17 protein-coding genes and 3 pseudogenes are annotated in these 20,056 nt (G+C 37.6%); 6 read left to right on the forward strand and 14 right to left on the reverse strand.

The annotated features are described in order from the left end of the window. Nucleotides 1-178 precede the first annotated feature (178 nt). From L3081_RS20990 to L3081_RS21000, 3 genes are all read right to left on the reverse strand, one after another. Nucleotides 179-1,522, reverse strand: a complete 1,344-nt coding sequence (locus L3081_RS20990; protein ID WP_242288291.1) for a DUF4955 domain-containing protein — start codon at nt 1,520-1,522, stop codon at nt 179-181. A gap of 110 nt (nt 1,523-1,632) precedes the next feature. Next, the gene (locus tag L3081_RS20995; RefSeq protein ID WP_242288292.1) at nt 1,633-1,992 is read right to left on the reverse strand and encodes a hypothetical protein; all 360 of its coding nucleotides are present in this window, start codon (nt 1,990-1,992) and stop codon (nt 1,633-1,635) included. A gap of 384 nt (nt 1,993-2,376) precedes the next feature. Further along, nucleotides 2,377-5,277: a TonB-dependent receptor gene (locus tag L3081_RS21000; RefSeq protein ID WP_242288293.1), complete on the reverse strand. Its 2,901-nt coding sequence runs from the start codon at nt 5,275-5,277 to the stop codon at nt 2,377-2,379. A 751-nt stretch (nt 5,278-6,028) separates the two neighbouring features. Between L3081_RS21000 and L3081_RS21005 the strand changes: the two are divergent. Further along, a pseudogene (locus L3081_RS21005) lies at nt 6,029-7,605 on the forward strand (sodium/sugar symporter). A 226-nt stretch (nt 7,606-7,831) separates the two neighbouring features. On the opposite strand, the gene L3081_RS27415 reads toward L3081_RS21005, so the two are convergent. From L3081_RS27415 to L3081_RS21020, 4 genes are read right to left on the reverse strand one after another with little or no spacing between them, the layout of a single operon-like run. Then, nucleotides 7,832-8,212, reverse strand: a complete 381-nt coding sequence (locus tag L3081_RS27415; RefSeq protein WP_338027447.1) for a fumarylacetoacetate hydrolase family protein — start codon at nt 8,210-8,212, stop codon at nt 7,832-7,834. Next, nucleotides 8,188-8,631: a fumarylacetoacetate hydrolase family protein gene (locus tag L3081_RS27420; RefSeq protein WP_274620696.1), complete on the reverse strand. Its 444-nt coding sequence runs from the start codon at nt 8,629-8,631 to the stop codon at nt 8,188-8,190. The genes L3081_RS27415 and L3081_RS27420 overlap by 25 nt, the downstream gene beginning before the upstream one ends. Nucleotides 8,632-8,650: 19 nt before the next feature. Continuing rightward, nucleotides 8,651-8,896: a hypothetical protein gene (locus tag L3081_RS21015; RefSeq protein ID WP_242288294.1), complete on the reverse strand. Its 246-nt coding sequence runs from the start codon at nt 8,894-8,896 to the stop codon at nt 8,651-8,653. Then, entirely contained in the window at nt 8,862-9,800 is a 939-nt protein-coding gene (locus L3081_RS21020; protein ID WP_242288295.1) for an MFS transporter, read from the reverse strand. The genes L3081_RS21015 and L3081_RS21020 overlap by 35 nt, the downstream gene beginning before the upstream one ends. 508 nt (nt 9,801-10,308) lie before the next feature. Here L3081_RS21020 and L3081_RS21025 point away from each other — a divergent pair. The 4 genes and pseudogenes from L3081_RS21025 to L3081_RS21030 all read left to right on the forward strand — a co-directional run. Continuing rightward, complete coding sequence (locus tag L3081_RS21025; protein WP_274620697.1) at nt 10,309-12,366, forward strand: TonB-dependent receptor; 2,058 nt, start codon at nt 10,309-10,311, stop codon at nt 12,364-12,366. Continuing rightward, entirely contained in the window at nt 12,345-12,695 is a 351-nt protein-coding gene (locus L3081_RS27425) for a TonB-dependent receptor (protein WP_274620698.1), read from the forward strand. Before L3081_RS21025 ends, L3081_RS27425 begins: the two co-directional genes overlap by 22 nt. 120 nt (nt 12,696-12,815) lie before the next feature. Further along, the gene (locus tag L3081_RS27430; RefSeq protein WP_274620699.1) at nt 12,816-12,938 is read left to right on the forward strand and encodes a hypothetical protein; all 123 of its coding nucleotides are present in this window, start codon (nt 12,816-12,818) and stop codon (nt 12,936-12,938) included. Beyond that, a pseudogene (locus tag L3081_RS21030) lies at nt 12,935-13,231 on the forward strand (nuclear transport factor 2 family protein); the annotation flags it as partial. The gene L3081_RS27430 and the pseudogene L3081_RS21030, both read left to right, overlap by 4 nt. 175 nt (nt 13,232-13,406) lie before the next feature. Here the strand turns inward: L3081_RS21030 and L3081_RS21035 are convergent. The 5 genes from L3081_RS21035 to L3081_RS21055 form a co-directional block, all read right to left on the reverse strand. Further along, nucleotides 13,407-13,610 carry a DUF6435 family protein gene (locus L3081_RS21035; RefSeq protein ID WP_242288296.1) on the reverse strand — a complete coding sequence of 68 codons (204 nt, stop codon included), beginning with the start codon at nt 13,608-13,610 and terminating at the stop codon, nt 13,407-13,409. Between the two features lie 253 nt (nt 13,611-13,863). Next, nucleotides 13,864-14,736: a nuclear transport factor 2 family protein gene (locus L3081_RS21040; protein WP_242288297.1), complete on the reverse strand. Its 873-nt coding sequence runs from the start codon at nt 14,734-14,736 to the stop codon at nt 13,864-13,866. After that, nucleotides 14,736-15,596: an ester cyclase gene (locus L3081_RS21045; protein ID WP_242288298.1), complete on the reverse strand. Its 861-nt coding sequence runs from the start codon at nt 15,594-15,596 to the stop codon at nt 14,736-14,738. Before L3081_RS21045 ends, L3081_RS21040 begins: the two co-directional genes overlap by 1 nt. A 104-nt stretch (nt 15,597-15,700) precedes the next feature. Beyond that, nucleotides 15,701-15,847 (reverse strand): hypothetical protein, encoded by a 147-nt coding sequence (locus L3081_RS21050; protein ID WP_242288299.1) that lies wholly within the window; start codon nt 15,845-15,847, stop codon nt 15,701-15,703. A gap of 17 nt (nt 15,848-15,864) precedes the next feature. Continuing rightward, entirely contained in the window at nt 15,865-17,475 is a 1,611-nt protein-coding gene (locus tag L3081_RS21055; protein WP_242288300.1) for a sodium:solute symporter family protein, read from the reverse strand. 272 nt (nt 17,476-17,747) lie between these two features. On the opposite strand from L3081_RS21055, the pseudogene L3081_RS21060 reads away from it, so the two are divergent. Continuing rightward, nucleotides 17,748-18,757 (forward strand): annotated as a pseudogene (locus L3081_RS21060) (nuclear transport factor 2 family protein). Between the two features lie 142 nt (nt 18,758-18,899). Here the strand turns inward: L3081_RS21060 and L3081_RS21070 are convergent. After that, nucleotides 18,900-19,259, reverse strand: coding sequence for an ester cyclase (locus L3081_RS21070; RefSeq protein WP_242288303.1), 360 nt, complete (start codon nt 19,257-19,259; stop codon nt 18,900-18,902). Next, nucleotides 19,222-19,869: an ester cyclase gene (locus tag L3081_RS21075; protein WP_242288304.1), complete on the reverse strand. Its 648-nt coding sequence runs from the start codon at nt 19,867-19,869 to the stop codon at nt 19,222-19,224. The genes L3081_RS21070 and L3081_RS21075 overlap by 38 nt, the downstream gene beginning before the upstream one ends. Between the last annotated feature and the right edge of the window lie 187 nt (nt 19,870-20,056).

Below are 20,056 nucleotides of genomic sequence, written 5' to 3' on the forward strand. Positions count from 1 at the left end.
CTTAAATTTTTAAGTGCTAAAGTGAAGTCTCCTGAGATATTAATATTATTAAATTCAATGGTATACGGTTCACCACCTGTATGAGAATAAGTACCAACAGAGGTATCATTGATAAATAGTTCAACAATGCGTTCATTACCTGCGTCCCATTTATCAATAGCATCAATAGTTAAAGAGCTTATACCACCAGTAATTGTGCCAGACTGTAGGGAAACATCTCTCTCTGCAACAGGTTGGGCTGCTTGTCCTTGGAAAAGAATTCCTTGAGTAGAGTCAATATACCCCGGAGCAAGACTTTTAACATTTTGTTTGAAAGACCATTCAATACCGTTATCACCAACAAATGTTTCTTTGTTCGACCAAACACTGTCATATTTGTAAATGTTTCTGATTTTTCAGAAGGAACTTCAAATACTAACCTATGCTCTAATTCAGCTTCGTAAAGCGACTCTGGTATCACTTTAGTACCCGTGCTTTCTTGATATTTTAAACTTGTTTCATCAAAGGTCGTTTCATTGCCGTGGTAGCCAACAATAATAGGACTAACTAACGTTGGACCACAATAATTACCAAGACAATCGCCTGGCCAAAAGTTAATTGGATCTGTTTGTGTTGTTTCTGTTGCTGATTGGTTCCATAGGATTAAACCAGTTAGGTGATTAGGAAGATTAACAACATTACCACCAATACTTGATATACCCGTACTTGCATAGTTATCAACTAAATTGGTACGTGGTTGATTCGCATGTAAATCCCAACCACTCCCTTGTTCTGATTCTACACGCCAAGTGACGGAACCATTACTACCACCTGATATATCAGCACCATGGAAAGTACCATTATTCGTGTTATCCCAAATTAAACCTTGTAAAACACGGCTTGAATTTCCACCAATATTACCGATAGTATGACCCGCATTACCGTCGATTAAAATAGTATGAATACTTGAAGCGTATGCTAAGCCCATTCCTGCTGCTTTGGTTACATTGGTAAAACGAGAACGAGTTACCCATGAATCAGCAACACGAACCATATCGACCCCATTCCAAGCATAATCGTGAATATAATCTTTATGATGAACAAATGGGTCAGTGAAATTGGCTTTAAAATGAATATCTTCAAAGCCAACATTTTCTAATAATGTATAAGCATTAGCGGTCCAGTTCATTGTTGACTTAATATCATCAACAATGGGATCTTTCAGGGTGACAGTATTTTCAATAAGATCAATGGACACTATTTCATGAAATTCGCTTAATTCAATACCTTCATTGTTGATAACTGTCCACAAATCACGAGCGTCTTTATTATCAAGGTAATCAGCATTTGCCGAAGTATTAGCTTTCATGATTAATCTAATATGTTTTTTGTCAGTGAATACACTTGCATCAGCAACATGTATCACTTTACTTCCTCGGCTTTCATCTTGAGTGATGGTGGTTGTAGCGCCGTTTTCTGAAGGAGTAGAGAAAGTGAACATACTGGGCGTATTCCAATTACTCGCGCCTTCTGGCAATAACATGTGATTTACCATTTTTACCACGGTACCGCCCGGTGTTGAACCACTTCCTTTTAGTATGATATTTGAGGCGCTTATTTGTATTGTACTCGTATTTTCAGCATCAGTATTTACTAAAAATTCACCAAAGCAGGAAACATGACAACACCACCGCCATTTGCTTCAGCAGCGTTGATTGCTTGTTGAATAGCGTCTTGATCAGACAGCATATCGTTAGCAATGGCACCGAAATTAACGATATTGAAAACATCTAAACCGTTATGATTTACCGGTATCGGTTGTTCACCAAGTTTATAACCCGCGTAAGAATAATCAGGCATTAAAGGAATTGACTCATCTGCAATAGTCCCAATGTATTTTTGCCAAATTTTGGCATCTTCAGCGTATGCTGCCCCGGCTGAAGCTATCAAAATTGCACTGGTCAATAGTATCGTTTTTTTTATTTTTAAATGTGTTAGCTTGTTTTTATTCATTTGCTTCCCCTCATGAGTATTTATTTTACATAGTTATAATACAACCTATAATGTAAGATATCATACAAGTTGAGGGCGGGCAACTTGTAAGATAAGTTGTGTTTTTAAGCTATTTAACCAGGAATTGGTTTAAGATATTTGTAACTATTTGGAATACAGAACAACATGTATTAAGCCGATTTCAGGTTATTTGCTAGGGGAGGAGGTTGTTTATCAATGTGTAGCGATACTTTTTGGTATAAAATAATGAACGCATAAAAGAAAGCTGAATTAAGTTAAATCAAACGAGAAGAAAATATTGTCCATAGCATAAAAAAGGTGAGCTTTCATAATGAAATACTCACCTCTATTTTTATGGTTAATTTATTTAGAAACGTTGTCTATTTAGAAGCTAACTCTTACACCGGCAGAATAACGAGTTCCAGTGTCAGTTATGCTGATCGTACGGTTTTTATATACCGAATACTTGTAAGGGTCTTCGTCGAGTAAATTAATGACATCAGCAAACACTGAAACATTATCTGATATGTCATAACTCATTGATGCATCTACTTGGCCGTAATCATCTACTTTCATAGGATCGCCCCAAGAACAGGTGTTACAAGTGGTATAACCTTCACGCCAATTGTAAGCAATACGAACTTGGATTTTATCATTTTCATAAAATCCGATAACGTTATATGAGGTTTCAGACAGTCCATTTAACGAAACTTTAGATGTACTAGTTTCATCAGCTGCGGCTGTGGTGTCTAAAAGAGTATAGTTAGCTTGTACCCCAAAACCTAACGGAAAATTATGTAGCACTGATAATTCAAGGCCATTTACTTTAGCCGACTCTGAGTTAAAAGGTGATGTTTGTTGGAATTCACGGTTTACTTTGCTAATCGAATCATATAATTCAACATCTTGTGTTTGAGAGATAATATAATCTGATAAATTTTTAACAAAATAAGTACCGCCAACATAACTTTCTTCAGCATAATACCACTCTAAGGCTAAATCTATATTATTGGAGGTATACGGTGATAACTCTGGGTTCTGACCTTTGATCGTACCATTAAACTCTGTACCACCTTGGCCATCAGATATTGCCGAAGCACTTATGGTTTGTCCAGAAATCAATTGCCCCATACTTGGACGAGTTAAAGATTTAGAATACGCAAATCTTGCAACTAAATCATCTGTAACGCTCCATTTCAAGTTAAGGCTTGGTAATAGCTCAGAATAACTACCTTTGGCATTAATAGCATCACTACTATTTATATAAGAGGTATATGAACCTGTGCCAGGTATTTCTTCCATACCAACAAACTCTTGCCCAACACTGATTGAAGTAGTATCAGTTTTTACATAACGTAAACCGATGTTACCCGACCAAGATTTACCTTCAAAGTTTGCTTCAGCATAAGCAGTCCATGTTTCTTCGCTAACAACCCAAGATTTACCCGCTTCATATACTGGGGTGTATGGACCGTATTTACCGCCTGCAGGATTAAACGCAAAACCGGCTTCAATTTTTGCTAGTTGATTAGCAACAGCGGCATCAGCAGCAGCTTGGGCTTCAGCTTCACTGCCATAAGTTGGATCACCATTACTAAAGTTATTCATGATTTGCTCTCCAATATGGTTCGCATTTCCTTTTGCTTCATCACTAATAAGGTAAGTGAAGATATCATCAGGATTATACGTTAACCAAGAGTTTACAAAACCACCTTGATCATGATCGGATAAAAAACCGCCTTTAGGAGTAACTTTATAGAATAAAGACTCAGGAACATTGGCATAAAAACCAGGATATAAGCCTTTAACTACTTGTGTCCATGGTGTTTCATAGCGATCTTTACTTTTCTCACGGTCAGAATAATAAACACCTGATTTAATTGAAGTTAGTAAGCCGTAATCTTCTGTTACCCATTCTGAATCTATTCTTAGTTCTGTAATTTTATCGTCTGCATTATTACTAGTTAACGAAACATTATTCGTGTGGTATTGACCAAGATCACCATAGAAATTTGCATCATTAGTTTCCCAAATGAAAGAGTCACCTGTGTCTTGCCAATGAGCCGGTGTTTGTGTTGGGTTAGATACGGTGATGTTAGGGTTATTAGCAGAGCGGGCTTTCGCTTTTGATGTATGAAGATCCGCAACTATATTGAAATTATCAGTCACAGACCAATCAATATTTAAACCAAACATACCAGTAGAACTATCGCGATCATTATCCACAAATTGTGCACTATTCCATTGACCAATCGGTAACTGTTTACCATTATCGTAAAGTTGAAAAACACCAGGGGATACGTATGGTTTTACTGAACGATCAAATTCTGTGACGGTACCATTTTCATCAACCACAGCATTATATTGTGGGTTTGAATAATAACGACTCAGTGTATGACCTGCTTTTTGAGCCGTTAGTTGAGAATATAAAGCATCGGCAGTAACTAGCACGTCTTCTGTCGCTTGCCATTGAGCAACTAAAGTACCGCCAATACGTTCCCTTTGAGCCAACTCATAGCGTTGAAATGCGGACTGTGGACGACGATATACATCTTCTGTAAAGTCAGAGTCAGGGCCGCCTAATTGAACATTACTATTTCTGAAATTATCAGAGCCCGCTTGGTCCATTCTGCTGTCACGTCTTTGATAAGCAAAAGAGCCTAAGATACCAAAGTCGTTATCGAAATTTTGGCTTAACAAAGCAGATACATAAGGATTTGTACCATCGGCTAATGTATCGTATACCGCTTTCGCTGATGCAGCACCTCTTTGACCTTCAAAATCAAATGGTTTTGCCGTTTTAACATTAACTGTACCCCCTAAACCACCTTCAAGGGTTTCGGCACGTTGTGTTTTATAAACATCTGCACCACTAATTAATTCCGATGCAACCAAGTCGAATGAGAAGCCTCTACTATCATCATCTGTTGGCATGGTGCGGCCATTAAACAAAACGTTATTGAATTGTGGTCCGAAACCACGAATTGATATCTTTTGTCCTTCACCTGATTCACCACGATCTATTGTTACACCCGTAATACGCTGTAACGATTCGGCAACATTTTGGTCTGGAAATTTACCAATATCTTCCGCAGAGATGCCATCAATAATATTTTCTGCATTACGTTTGTCAAACAGAGAGCGAACTAAACTTCCACGAATACCTGTAACTTGAATTACTTCAATTTCATCTACTGTATTCTTAGCCGCATCATCGGCAAAGGCCGGAGTGGCAGATAATGCTGTCAATATCGCCAATGTTAAACTACTTGCTTTAAAATTCATGAGTTCTCCCTAATGTATTTTATTTTAATTATTTATTTCTTAATATCTGTCTCTAAAATCATTGTAAGTGGATAGATGATTGCTGCTTTAACTATACTTACTTTTACTTGTAAGACAACATATAACTCTACAGAAGTTTTTATAACAATCAAGCTTTATTAGAAATATAGTAGTGAATTTTTTTACCTAAATCATTAATAGTCTGTTTTATAATGATTTTATTATTAAAAATTTTTAAATATGCATCATGCTGTTTATTTTTGTAGCATTTTTCATTCTACTATTTATTGAAGATAAATAGCTAAGTTAACCATATTGATTAAGTGTTATCAGCTTATTTGGGGATTAAAAGTATAAGGTTTTATTGTTGTAAATTAATATTAGTTATTATTTATCAAAGGATTAATGTCGATGTTGGTGTGTTTTTTTCTTTTTGATGTACAGTACTTGTTTATAAAGTGTTACTTAAATAAAGGGTCTATTCACCTTTAGTTTTATAGGTTTCATCATTCGTTTACGATAACGCTACGTAATATGTCTTCTTGTAATACATGTTAGGGGTGTTATTATACTTTGACTTAATTAATGGTTAATGCATTTTATAACAAGACTGGAGCAAATTTTAGCTGATATTTTAATTAAAGTATTATTAATCAGTGGTTTATTGTTTTTTTGTCAGAGCGGTATGCTTATGTATTTAGCTAATTGAGTATAGTAACTCATATAAAGAATTATAATTAAAGGTGAATAAATGACGAGTTTTACAACTAAATTGGGTACGTTAGACACTACCATTTTTATTGTCTATGTTATAGGCCTACTATGCCTTGCTTTGTGGATTTCTCGCAATGAAAAGAAAGGGGGAGTGAATACAGAAGATTATTTTTTAGCTAGTAAGTCTTTACCTTGGTGGGCAATAGGCGCTTCTTTAATTGCGGCTAATATTTCAGCTGAACAAATTATTGGTATGTCAGGTTCGGGGTACGCCATTGGTTTAGCAATTGCGTCTTATGAATGGATGGCAGCAATAACCTTGGTCTTAGTCGGTAAATACATGCTACCTATTTTTTTAGAAAATAAAATATTCACTATGCCTCAATACCTTGAACAACGATTTGATAACAAGGTAAAAACCACCATGGCTATATTTTGGTTAGTCGTTTACACTTTTGTTAATTTAACCGCGGTATTATGGTTAGGCGGCATGGCTATCGAAACAGTGGCGGCGTCGATTGGATGTTCGGCATGATATTTCTAGCCGTATTTTCTGTTGCATACTCTTTATATGGCGGTTTAAAAGCGGTTGCTTTTACCGATATATTACAAGTTGTGTTATTGGTGTTTGGTGGTTTATTGTTGAGCTATTTATCGTTAGATGCCGTTGCTGATGGAAAAGGTGTTTTAGGCGGCTTTGGTATTCTTACAGACAAAATGCCTGAGCATTTCGACATGATACTCAGTTCTGAAAATGCACATTACATGAGCCTACCTGGTATTTCCGTATTAATTGGTGGTATGTGGGTAATGAATTTTAGTTATTGGGGATTCAACCAATATATCATTCAGCGTGCTTTAGCGGCGAAAGATATTAAAGAAGCACAAAAAGGTATTGCTTTTGCTGCTTACCTTAAACTATTAATGCCCGTTATTGTTGTATTACCAGGCATTGCCGCTGTTATTCTTTATCCTAGTTTAACGACACCCGATCAAGCTTACCCCTCAATGATGGCACTTATGCCGGTAGGTATTAAAGGCTTAGTTTTTGCGGCTTTAGTTGCGGCAATTGTTTCGTCACTTGCTTCCATGACCAATAGTATTTCAACTATTTTTACCATGGACATCTACAGTCGATTCAAACCGAATAAGAGTCAACGTCATTATGTACATATTGGGCGTATTGCAGCGTTAGTTTCGTTATGTATTGCTTTAATTGTTGCTCAACCACTTCTGGGTAAGTTTGACCAAGCCTTCCAATATATCCAAGAGTTTACGGGGTTCTTTACGCCAGGTATCGTGGTGATATTTGTAATGGGGATGTTCTGGAAACGTGCTACTTCAATGGGGGCATTTTCTGGGGCGATAGGCTCAGCCGTATTTTCGTTAATACTTAAATTTGTTTGGCCCGAATTACCTTTTATGGATCGTGTTGGTTTAGTCTTTTTACTTTGTTTGGCACTTTGTTATTTTGTTTCTATTGCAGGTAAACCTAATACAAATGACAGCAGTGTTAGTTTAGAACAAGTGAGCTTTTCAACAACTAAGTCATTTAATGTTGCGGCTGCCGGTGTTGTGCTCATTCTAACGGCTTTATATGCCACTTGGTGGTAATTAGGTAACTGAATGAGATCGGTTGAGTGTGTTCGAGTGTGATTATTGACACTTGACAGACTTAGCAAACGGCAAGATATCAGGCTTTACTAGCTTCGCTCTTGCCGTATTGCTTTAAAGTCAACAAGTTAGAACACATCACTGTGCTAAAAACACTCATGCTAATATTCATCTTTTATATCAACATTTTTTATATGTATAATTTAAAGCTTATCTATCTCTTCTTTTAAGTGTGCTCAACAACCAATTGATTTTGAGTGCCAAGTCCCTCAATACTCAATGTAATTTTATCACCTGGTTGTAAATATAAAGGTGGTGTTTGCCCTAAACCAACACCAGTAGGAGTACCTGTTGATATAATATCGGCCGGTTGTAAACTCATAAATTGGCTTAAGTAACTCACTATATAAGCAGGCTTGAATACTATGGTTCTACTATTGCTATTTTGAAATGTTTTTCCGTTAACCGCTAAATGTATAGATAAATTATTAGGGTCTTTTACTTCATCACTCGTAACTAACCAAGGACCTATCGGGCCAAAGGTATCGCAACCTTTACCTTTATTCCATTGGCTTCCTTTTTCTAATTGAAACGTACGCTCCGACACATCATTACAAACACAATACCTGACAATATAATCACCACAACTTTTGCTACGCTAACATAAGAAGCATGTTTACCAATAACAATAGCAAGTTCAACTTCCCAGTCTAACTTATCACTGTTTCTAGGTTGTACTATGTCATCATTAGGGCCAAAAATTGCACTCGTAGCTTTAGTGAATACTTCTGGCTCGTCTGGAATTGTCATACCCGATTCGGCAGCATGGTCAGCATAATTAAGACCAATACATAGAGACTTACCCACATTGCTAACACAAGCGCCTAGTCGAACATTAGGGCTAACAATAGGAAAACTTGATAAATCTAACGCTTGAATGCGTTGTAAGTTATCACGTGATAATGTCGCGCCATTTATATCACTAATAACGCCACTTAAGCTTCTAATGTCGCCATTATCATCCATAATGCCTGGCTTTCCCCTACTATCCTTGCCGTAATATAAAATAACACAGTAATGCACCCGCAATACAATACAGTGATAAGTACATAAATAACGCCTCATTGCTGAAAAAAGTCATTGAAAATGAGGCAACAATCGGACCTGAAAAACCGCCAATAGCATAAGCGAGCATAAGCGCACTGCTAGAGGCTACTGCTTTATCATCAGTGAGTTGAGCATAGGTTGCGGCCACACTAACCGGATATAAACACGCAATAGGCGCTCCCAAAGACAATACCCAAAATAGGCAAAGGCACTAGGGTATTTAATGCTAATAATAGCTGCGCAGCACCCGCTGTTAGTATAAGTAAAACAATTAAAATAGCTTCTCTAGAATACTTATCCGCCAACTTGCCAATAGTGCTTTGCAATAACACCCCTGAAAATACCATTGCTGACATAAAAAACGAAATATCTATGGTCGATACTTGCATGTTATTTGCGTAAATCGGGGCAAGATTAAATACAGTACCAATGGCATTACCAAGACACACAGCGCCAATAATCCCACATGGTGAAATTTTGAATAACGCGAAAAGCTTTACTGGTGTATTGAATGTTAAAGCAGGGTTTTCTATTCTGATCAGCGTTATTGGAACTAGTGCACAGCAGAGTAATAATGCAGCGATCAAAAAAGTAGCAGAAAAATTGCCTGGTATCAGGTTTATCATTAATTGACCTGTTCCCATGGCAAAATAAAAAATGACTTGATGAAGTGCCATTAGTCGACTTCTATTTGCGTTTTGACTCAGAGTATTAAACCAACTTTCTATCACAATCAGCATTACTGCAGCTGATAAGCCACTTACTATCCTGAGTAGAGCATAAAATACCACAGACTGAGTTAAACTATGCATTATTGCAGCGACTATCGCTATCGCACCAAACCCTGCAAAGGCTCGAATATGTCCTACCCGCGCAATAACCTTTTTCCCTTGGTAACTTCCAACAACTAAGCCGATAGAATAGAGTGCCATTATCTGACCAACAGTATTAGTCGATATTTCGTTACTTGAAAGACTTAAGGGCAGGGTAATACCCAATAAACTAATTGCCTGCATCTGAGCAAACAAGCTCACCAGTAGGGCTATAATAGTAACTAACGTAGTTTTATTGTTAACGTGGTATATCATGATGAATTATTTATAAGTGGCTCTTAATGTATGTTGTTTATAATACCTCTAGTGACTTCGAAGTCATTGATTCAGATCATAAAGCATGCAATCCAAGGGAAAAGCCACAGAACACAGTCTTTCTTGGAATAAATGTTAGAATTGTCACAATAATCACTTAAATTTAGTAATTATAATGGTTGAAATACCTAACTATTGACCACGAAGTCACAAATATAGTTGATTTTTACAATTTATTTTAAAAATTATTTAATTGTTTTTACTGATAGCGAATTTGTTTTAAGTTATTGTTTTACAGTCGTTTGTTTGTGTGGTTGTGTTTTTGATCGAATATAAACTAAAGCTAGGTTAAAAATTATACGTAAAGATAAAGGTTGTATGCTTGACATCAAAATGACTTCGAAGTATAAGTATAAGGGTGGGTAGTATGAATAATAAATAACCCACCAATGACACTAATTAAAATAATACGCACTTAACTTCATAAGTGAAAGAAGAGGGTTTATACATGAAGCCAGTTACAACAAGAAAACTCATTAAATCGGCTATTGCATTGGCTGTTATCAATGCTTGCTTAAGTCAAACTGCTCTTGCAGAGGAAGCTGCGAAAGCTGAAAGTTCAGGTAGAATTGAAAAAATAACGGTTACAGCTAACCGACATGCGCAAGATTTACAAGAAGTGTCATCTTCAATTACCGCATTAGGCGCAGACGATGTTGAACGTGCGGGCATTATTGATATAACTGGTTTGCAGCAAGTTGTCCCCGGGTTAAAAGTAGGTAGCTCAGGTGGTGAAGTTAGACCTGCCATGCGCGGAGCACGTACTAACGAGGTAGGTGTTGCAGGTACAGGTATCGCAGAACAAATTATTGGTATTTTCCAAGATGGTATTTACGTACCAACAACAACTGCGGGTATGGGCGCATTTGTTGATATTGAACGCATTGAAGTATTGCGTGGTCCTCAAGGTACACTTTACGGCCGAAACACCTTTGCCGGTAGTATTAACGTTATTACTAACCGTCCAAATATGGACGAAATAGAAGGCAATGTTAAAATTACCACAGGCGCATACAATCGTAGCGCATACGAAGGCGTATTAAACCTCCCGTTAACCAATAATTTGGCAACTCGTGTCGTCGTGGCTTCAGACCGACATGATGGCTACATTGAAAACCATGTTATACCAGGCCCATCAGATGATCTACGTGAGAAAAATTCTTTCTATGCTCGCTCTGTAACTCGATATGAACCTAGCGACAATTTCAATGCTACCTTCCGCCTAGATTATTCAAAAAAAGATGCTAACTCAGAAGCTATTTGGGGTTATCAACAAATAGCAGGTTATTCGTTAACTGAAACTAGCCCTGGTATTTATGATCCAAATGCCACGGTAACTCAAGGTCATACTTACCAACCGGCTGATGTTGAGCGTGATGATATTGGTCCATACGACGTATACCGAAATGCAATGTCTCTTGATAAACAAGAAGCATTTTCTGCTACGGCAACGTTAGAATGGTACACAGATGTCGCTGATTTTAAATGGACATCAAATTACTCTGAGTTAAGTGGTAAACAGTACTATGATAGTGACTTTAGTGATGGCGGTTTAGATTTTGTTGGTGGCTTTGGTCGTCAAGATGACCAAAAAACGATTTCATCAGAATTACAAATCTCTTCAAATCATGAAGGGCCTTTACAGTGGATTGCGGGTTTATATTACTTCGACCAAGAAGCTGATTGGGAATGGTTATCAAGTGCGGATACTACCGGAAATGGCGTACCAGATTCCGTTGTAGTGCCTAGTTTGGGTAACCCAGATCATGACCCTCATACATCAGATTCAATCGCCGTGTTTGGTCAATTACGTTATGAAGTTTCAGACGATCTACGTTTAGTGGGTGGCTTACGTTATAACAAAGACGAAAAAAGCTTCACCGGTGATAGCATTCCTGACTGGGATGATTCAGCAGTATTGTGGAAAGCAGCGCTTGAATTCGACCAAAGTGATGATTTAATGTTTTACGCGTCAGCTGCTACAGGTGTTAGAACCGGTGGTGCTAACGATGCACGGGTTGTTGCTCGTGGTGCTGAGCCGCTTTACGACAATGAAGAAGTTATGTCGTATGAAGTCGGGATGAAAAGCACATTACTTGATGGTGATATGCGTCTAAATATTTCAGCCTTCGTTAACGATTATGACGATGTAAAAGCACAGTTATTTGCAGTTGCTTGTAGTGATATTACCACTGGCGACACTGTATTGCAGTGTCTTGAAGCAGGTGAAACACAAAGTTTTGAATACTACGAAAATGGTGGAAGCATCGAAACTCAAGGTATAGAGATGGATCTACAATGGTATCCAACTGATAGCTTATCCATTAATGGTACATTTACTTGGCTTAATGCTGAATTTTCAGATGACTATGCGGTAGGTAACGACCAATTACGCCCTTTACTTGGTTTAGGTAACTTTGAAGGTCGTCAAGATATCAACGACAATAACAGCCAATTTAGTTTCGGCCGATTTGGTCTCCTGCTATGGCACCAGAATACACCATAGGCTTATCAGCTAATTATGAAATTGAACTAGAAAACGGTGGTGCTTTAATACCGCATATTCAAGTTAGCTACTCAGACGACTATTACGCGTTTGATATTAACACACCAGAAACTCGCGTTGATGCTCATTCAATTGTTGATGCACGCGTTGCCTGGATCGTTAATGAAAATGTACAAGTAGACTTCTTTGTTAAAAACTTAACAGATGAAGAAGTATTAACACGTGCTGTTATTCATTCTCAAATCAAAGATGGTCAACCAATGAACTCTGTTCAAGCGAACTGGAACGACCCAAGAACATGGGGTATAAGTCTTAAATATACTTTCTAAATAATGACTTGAGCCTTACATTGCAGAGCTTCTACTTCATAGGAGCTCTGCAAAATAATCTACGGATTATATCCAATTATTTCAAACACTTCCTAAACTATATAAACAAAAGGGGACAACATGTCCAACAATCACGACACTGCGATGCAATTTTTTGATGCCTGTGAAACAGGTAAAGGTGGGAACTTTGTAGTGAGTTCTGTCACCCTAATGCAACATTCTCATCACAAACCGCTGTATTAGCCGATATATCAACTTTAGACGCCTATTGTGAATGGATGAAGAACTTATTAATTCCGATTCCTGATGGTCAATACGAACTTAAATTTTTTGCTGCTGATGAAGCCAGAAACTCTGTGTTAGGTTATGGTGTTCTTCATGGAACCCATACAGGTGAAGGTGGACCCGTACCGCCAACGGGTAACAAGCTCACCGCGGATTATGTCTATCATATGGAATTTGAAGCGGGTTTAGTTAAGCACGTTACCAAAATATGGAACGATACTATTAGTCTCCAACAATTAGGATGGAGCTAAACATTAGTAAAATGTTTCGCCAAAAATACCAACTCCACCAACTCCTTAGTTGAGTTGGTATTCTTTAGCTTGGTAGTAAGTTGAGTAGGTATAACTAGCTCGCCAATTTCAATTTGCTCAATTTGGCTAGTAACTGTATAAATCACATAAACCACATAAACCGTAACTTAACGAGTTATTTCCCCCCGACTTTCTCTTTGTCTTTCTCTTTCTCTTTCTCTAGCTCTTCTATTTGTTTATTTATGGCTTCGGCTTCAAAAGTTAATTGTGAATAATTTCTGATATCACCATTTCTTTGGGCTTGCATCGCTTGTTCTAGCTTAGCGTCATAAAGTTTATTCAGTTTTTTGCTTGGGTCTGATTTTAAAAAAGAAAACATTTAATGTCTCGATAGCGTCTCGATAGCGGCAGTTAACTAACAATACGGTTCAACTAGCAATAAAGTTCAACTACCATAACAGATTACTTATGCTGAGAATGAAAATTTCGGGTTTAGATTCTTCTCAAAATCACTTCTCTGTGGTTAATAAATTTTATAAAAAGTAGGATTTTTTAGGAGGGGGCTTACATATATACCATATATATCGCGCTAAATTAAGAACGATATATATGTAATGTTGTGTTTCGTTTATTTACACAAACGGATAACTCAGACCATATTGTTTGTATAAAGCCAACCAGTCTATTTGTAACTGCTCTTCAACAATACGTTTGTTTTCAATCATAAGCACTGAAATAACCGGTACACGAATACGCTTTATTTTACCATTATCAATATAGTCACCATCAATATGCCATTTTACCGCAAGCGAGTTTTCATCTTTATCAACACATATGTTTTCTAACTGGCAATAGCTGCGGTTCATACGATTATGTACTTTTAATTGAAAATCACGCAGTTGTTTAAAACCTTCATGTGAGCCAAAGCCCGCTATTTGTATTTGTGCAGTATCGCTATAAATGCTTTTAAAGCCGACAAGTTGTTTTTCTTGCCATATATTCCACCATTGATTTACCGTATCACTAATGTGGCTAGGCAAATTACATACATCGTTAGGTATCGCATGATAACTTTTAGGATGTAATTGATGATCAAACTGACTCAGCAATAAAGGATCTGGTGTCGGTAGGGCATTTATTAACACACTAGGCTCTTGTTGTAATAACCTAGCAAGTGCCAAAGTATCTACAACACAATGTAAACGTTTAATGTGCTCGTTGTTATGTTCAAAGAAAAAGGTTAGCGAAACATATTCGTTTTCAAGTGCTGATTCTTTAGATAGCTCTACATATAACGCTGAAAAATTATCACCTTGAATTTCGTGACGTTTAGTGACTTGTAAAAAACCAAATTGCTCTAAGCTTTTAAGCCAAAGTTTATTTATTTGCATACTGCCATAAGCGGTAAAATCGTGCTGTTTCCAAGCGGTACTGTGCAAAATACGAGACGATAACTGTGCTAAATCACCTTCGGTGTATAACGCGATAAGTTGATTAAACATCATTAAACTCCTTGTGCTAATAATGGTAGTGAATGACCCGATTCGCGAATCATATTAGCGTATAAAGAAATTTCATCGAACACGGTAACTTCTTTAATTATTTTCTGATTTCTTACGCGCATATGGGTACAACCTAATACAAAAAAGCGGTTACCTTTTAATGATGATAATCTGTCGATATGCGGATTAAACGTTCCCGCTACCGACCATCTAATAGCAATATCAATTGTGTCGTCATCAAAGCCTGTTACGCCAATATGGTCAATCGTCATTTTGGCATCTGGGCATTGTGCTAACCACTGAATCAACGTACCGCTAATTTGAGCTAACCCTGTTGACTGCCTACCTCCTGGCCATTGGTGCGCCGCGGCAACATGATAAAAATCAGTTAAGGTTGAAAATTGTTTTTGATTGAATATGGTTTGTGCCCAAGCATGAACAAAGCTTTCTGTTGTCCAACTACTTTCGGTAAAGCTAAGTTTTGTTCTGTGTTTTGCTTCAAGTACACGATTGTATTCACTGTTATACCACTCGTTAAAGGTATCGTTAGGTGTAATAGCTGAAAAATGAATAGCAGCATCAATAAGATCAAGACCTAATTGGCTGATCAAAAAACTGTTATCTCGTACTAACCATTCTTTAATGATTTTGTTTTCAAAACAAACACAGTCCGCAATTGTGGTAACTCGTCCTGTTTTATTGGTTGCCAAGCCAAAATCAGAGTTACCGGTATTAGTCATGATACTGGTGATCAAATGCGAAGAATAATAAGTTTGATCTTCTTCTTCCTTCCAAATCACATTTTCGCCAATCAAGCTTCTATCAGGAAAAGCCGCGATGGTTTTTAACGTGTTTTGAACCACTTGTTCAACACACTCCGAATAACCGCCTAAGGTAAAAACCGGGCAAATATCGCCATAGTATTGATAACAAAGACCAACATTTTTTTGCTCCCAAATTCTATGGGTTATACGAATGATATAGTCAACAATATCAATAAATTCTTCATCAAACCGAAGCCTAGGGTTTGTTGTTTTTTACCCGATGGCTCTAACAGCTTAGTCAAAGGCTGCCAATGAACTTGGGTGATTGTATTTTTAGGTGTAGAACGCATTATGTTACCTGTTGTCCTTAAATAAATAACTCAAAGGAAAATAAAAAAATGAGTGTGAAAACAAAGAAGCCAAAGAGCGCGTAGCACACCTTGTCTACTTTACCTGGTACTAAATTCCAACCATTTTCAGTAGTAGGAGATCCGCTATCAGCAAAGGCTTTCACTTGGCCCTTTATGCTATAAGGAGAGTATTCTGCTTGCTTTCCATCAATGGCAATACTCGCGATGATAGTGACAACAACGTTTACAAAAGCGCCAATCGCTGCATACCACGGCCAAGCTACATCGGTATAAATAGCGGTGTAAGCTACCGCAATTACGCCAACCAAAGTACCCACCAATAAGCCACGCTCGCTTGCATGTTTTGAAAAGAAACCTAAACCAAACATACCCAGTTGCGCACCCACAAAATAAGAGCCTACTTTACTCAACACTTCTAATATCGAGCCCGTGCTATACAAGTGGTACATAATGGCGGGCACAATAATAATTGCAGCCCAAAATACGGTGAACCAACGCGACACATTAAGGTAATGGTCATCACTTTCATTAGGTTTGAAATACTTTTTATAGAAATCTAACGTAGACACGGTCGATAAAGAATTAAATGCAGAATCTAAACTCGACATTGAAGCTGCCATTACCGCAGAAGCAATAATCCCCATTAATCCTGGCATGCCATATTCAGCGGCAAACTTTAAGATAATAGTATTTTCATTCTCGAACGGCTGACCTTGATAGTGGTTGTAAAACAGAATACCCATGATGATAAAAAAGAAATAAACGAAGAAAGCCAGAAACCCCATCAATAAGTATGATTTTTTCGCATCACCAATGTTTTTGGCCGCTAGCGTGCGCTGAACCATCATTTGGTTCGTACCATAAACGGTAATATGGTAGAGCGACATAGCAAAAATGCCTGACCAAACCGTGGTTACATTGCTTAAATCAAAATCAAAATTAAGGGGAGACGTTTTACCTTGCGCTTTTAATTGAGCTAAGCTATCCATTACAGGCACGGTACTGCTATCAAGCAGCGCATACATAATAATACCCGCGCCAAGTAACAAAATACCCGACTGAATAACATCGGTCCAAATAACGGCGGTAATACCGCCCATTACAGTATAAATTAAGGCAATAATTGTGACGATGATAATGCCGGCAATTTCAGGAATACCCGTGATAAAACTCAGTACTATTGATGTAGCGTACAAAACCGCTGCAGAGCTCATGGTTTGCGATATTAACCAAATACCCGACACCAAAGCACGGGCTTTTTTACCAAATCGTTTCTCTTGGTATTCATAAATTGAAGCACAACCGGCGTTATAAAAAAACGGAAAGAAAAAGGTAATAACAACAATAATAACCGGCGGGTAATTTAGGTGAATCGCAATAACAGATAAGCCATCCTTGTATGCCCATGCGGGAGCACCAAGAAAAGTCATCGCACTAACATAAGTCGCAAGTACTGAAATACCAATTGCCCACCAAGGCGTTTGTTTTTGACCTAAATAAAAATCATCAGCAGTACTCACTTTTTTACTTATTACATAACCTAGTAAAAGATTTGCTAATATATAGACTATTAAAATAGTCCAATTGAGGGGGCCAAATTCAGTCATATATACATCTCTTGTTGTTTATGCGTTGGAGTTCTTATTATAAATTTACATAGTTTGACTTCGAAGTCAAATAAGAATAGCATTGTTTAAAATAATTTGAAAGTCAATATTGCAAAGAACAGTAGATTACATGCCCGTTAATAGTGTAATAGTCATGTCTTAAGTCAGTTTTGAATCAGTTTATTATCAGTTTTTTTAACGTATAATTTATGTAAAGTAGTTGAATTTAATGAAAATACAACGGCACCTAAAGATAAAGGAGAACACCAGTAATGAGTATTGAGTCGCAAAATAAAGAGCTAATTTTAGCGTATTATGACGCGTTAGAGCAGTCAAACTCCGAAACCATTGGTGAAGTATTATCTCACTATATGAGTGACGATTGTCAGTGGTATGGCGTACATCCGTTTAACGAGCAAAAAGGACCCGAAGCAGTAAACCAAGTGTTTTGGCAACCATTTTTACAAGCCTTTAAAAATGTACAACGTCGTCAGGATGTCTTTATGGCCGGGGTTAGTGGCAATGATGAAGCTAACTGGGTTACCAGTATGGGACATTTTATGGTGCAATTTGACCAAGACTGGCTAGGCATACCACGTTCAGGTAAAGTTGCCATGGTTCGATACGCTGACTTCAACTGTATTGAAAATGGCAAAATAGTCCGTTCTGGTTTTTTCTGCGACATTATTAGTGTGATGCATCAAGTGGGTATAAATCCTTTACCGCAAGCCACAGGGCATTCGTTTATTTATCCGGGGCCAAGAACGCACGATGGCATTCAGTTAGACGATAAGGATCCTGCTGAAGCTGAAAAAACCATGGCATTACTCAATCAAATGATTGAAGACTTCTCACAACTAAACCAAACGGCTAATGATAATTATCCACCTGAAATTTTAGAAAAAACCTGGTCGAAAGATATGGTGTGGTATGGCCCGACAGGAATAGGTGCAACTTATTCTATCCCTAAATTTCAAGAACAGCATTCTTACCCGTTTAGACAAGGACTAAAAGATAAGGTATTTAATGGTCATATTTGTCGATACGCAGAAGGAAACTACGCGTGTTTCTTTGGCGGCCTAATTTAAGTAGTACGCCTATTGGTGGCTTTTTAGGTTTACCGGGCGGAGAGGTTCGTGCGGATATGAGGGTAGTTGATGTTTATCGTCGAGAAGGGGATAAACTAATGGAAAACTGGGTGTTAATTGATCTTCCTTATTGGTTAAAACAACAAGGACTAGATATTTTAGAACGAAGCCGTAAAATTAATAATCCAAGTTAACAGCTGCCTGCAGGTATTTTTTAATTAAAGTTAAAGTTCAAATTAAAGCTAAAGCTAAAGCTAAAAAGTAAACAATAAAAAATCAAACAATAAAAAGGAAGCTCATTAGCTTCCTTTTTCTTATATAACCGAACAGTAGTGGTTAAGTATTATCCCCAAGCTGCTCTTTCATCATTGCAAACACATCAAGCCCCATTTGCATACACATATCAATAATGTCAATCGCAACCCAGTTCTCTTTAAGTAAATCACCTTCACGGCGCCAAATATCCATTACTCTTAACGATAACTGTTTATTACAAGGAGGTAAGCCCAACCAACCGCCTACGCTATGTGTACCATGCATATGTGGCCAACCACCTGTCGCAACATAATTACCGTCAGCAACCAAAGTCGCCTTATGGTCAACATCTCTATCAGGAAAACTAAAAACAAATGGCCCTTGATGATCTCGTCTAAAACCTTCAATACCGCGTGTTGTTCCTATGCCCGGCCGGGCCATACCACATAAAATCAGGGTGCCAGTAGTTTTCTAACTTCATGCTTGATAATGACTTACCGTCAAAACGGCCTAACTCATCAAGCATATCAAGTATTAATTGTTTAGACTTTTGTGCAGCGTCTGCACTACTTTCTGCTCTCGCTATACCATCCATTGTTGTTGGTGGCATGATTAATCCGCTATGGCCCAAACTCTTTCTTAACGGATTCACACCTACTTGGTTCATAGCATCAAGAAAATCGACAATAACATAACAGGTTTTAATTTTGTTATTATCTAACTGCACAAGCTCGGTATAACGTAAATATAAGGTTTTATTGTTGGCAGGTATTCCCCAAAGCGGTTGACTTAACGTGCCAACAAAATACCCGGTACTTGCTATCCAATCGTAACCTTCATATTCACTTTGCACATTAATAAAAGGCTTACGCTCTATATCGGGTAGGGCATTTACCAAAGGTTGCCAAAAAGACGACAATACGTTTGCTGAGCCTACTATCGTATTAACAGGAGCGCTTACATGCCACGCTACATCATCGTGAATATATTGTGCTAAATTGGCAGGGGATGATTTGAGTTGTTGATACAACTTATCAATAACGGTTGACATAATTTTCTCCACTAAAATAAGTTTTACTTGAAATACTTCGAACTTAGGGTATCATTTTATGACTTCGAAGTCATCATGTTTGGTGTTGCTTTGATAATAATGGTAATGTGTTTAAAATTTGCTTATATATCAATGTTTTTGGCGAAAAATAAATGCATAGCGTGTGCTTACATATAGGAAAATACTA

The sequence above is a fragment of the Colwellia maritima genome (assembly GCF_022669015.1).
Taxonomy (GTDB): Bacteria; Pseudomonadota; Gammaproteobacteria; order Enterobacterales; family Alteromonadaceae; genus Colwellia; species Colwellia maritima.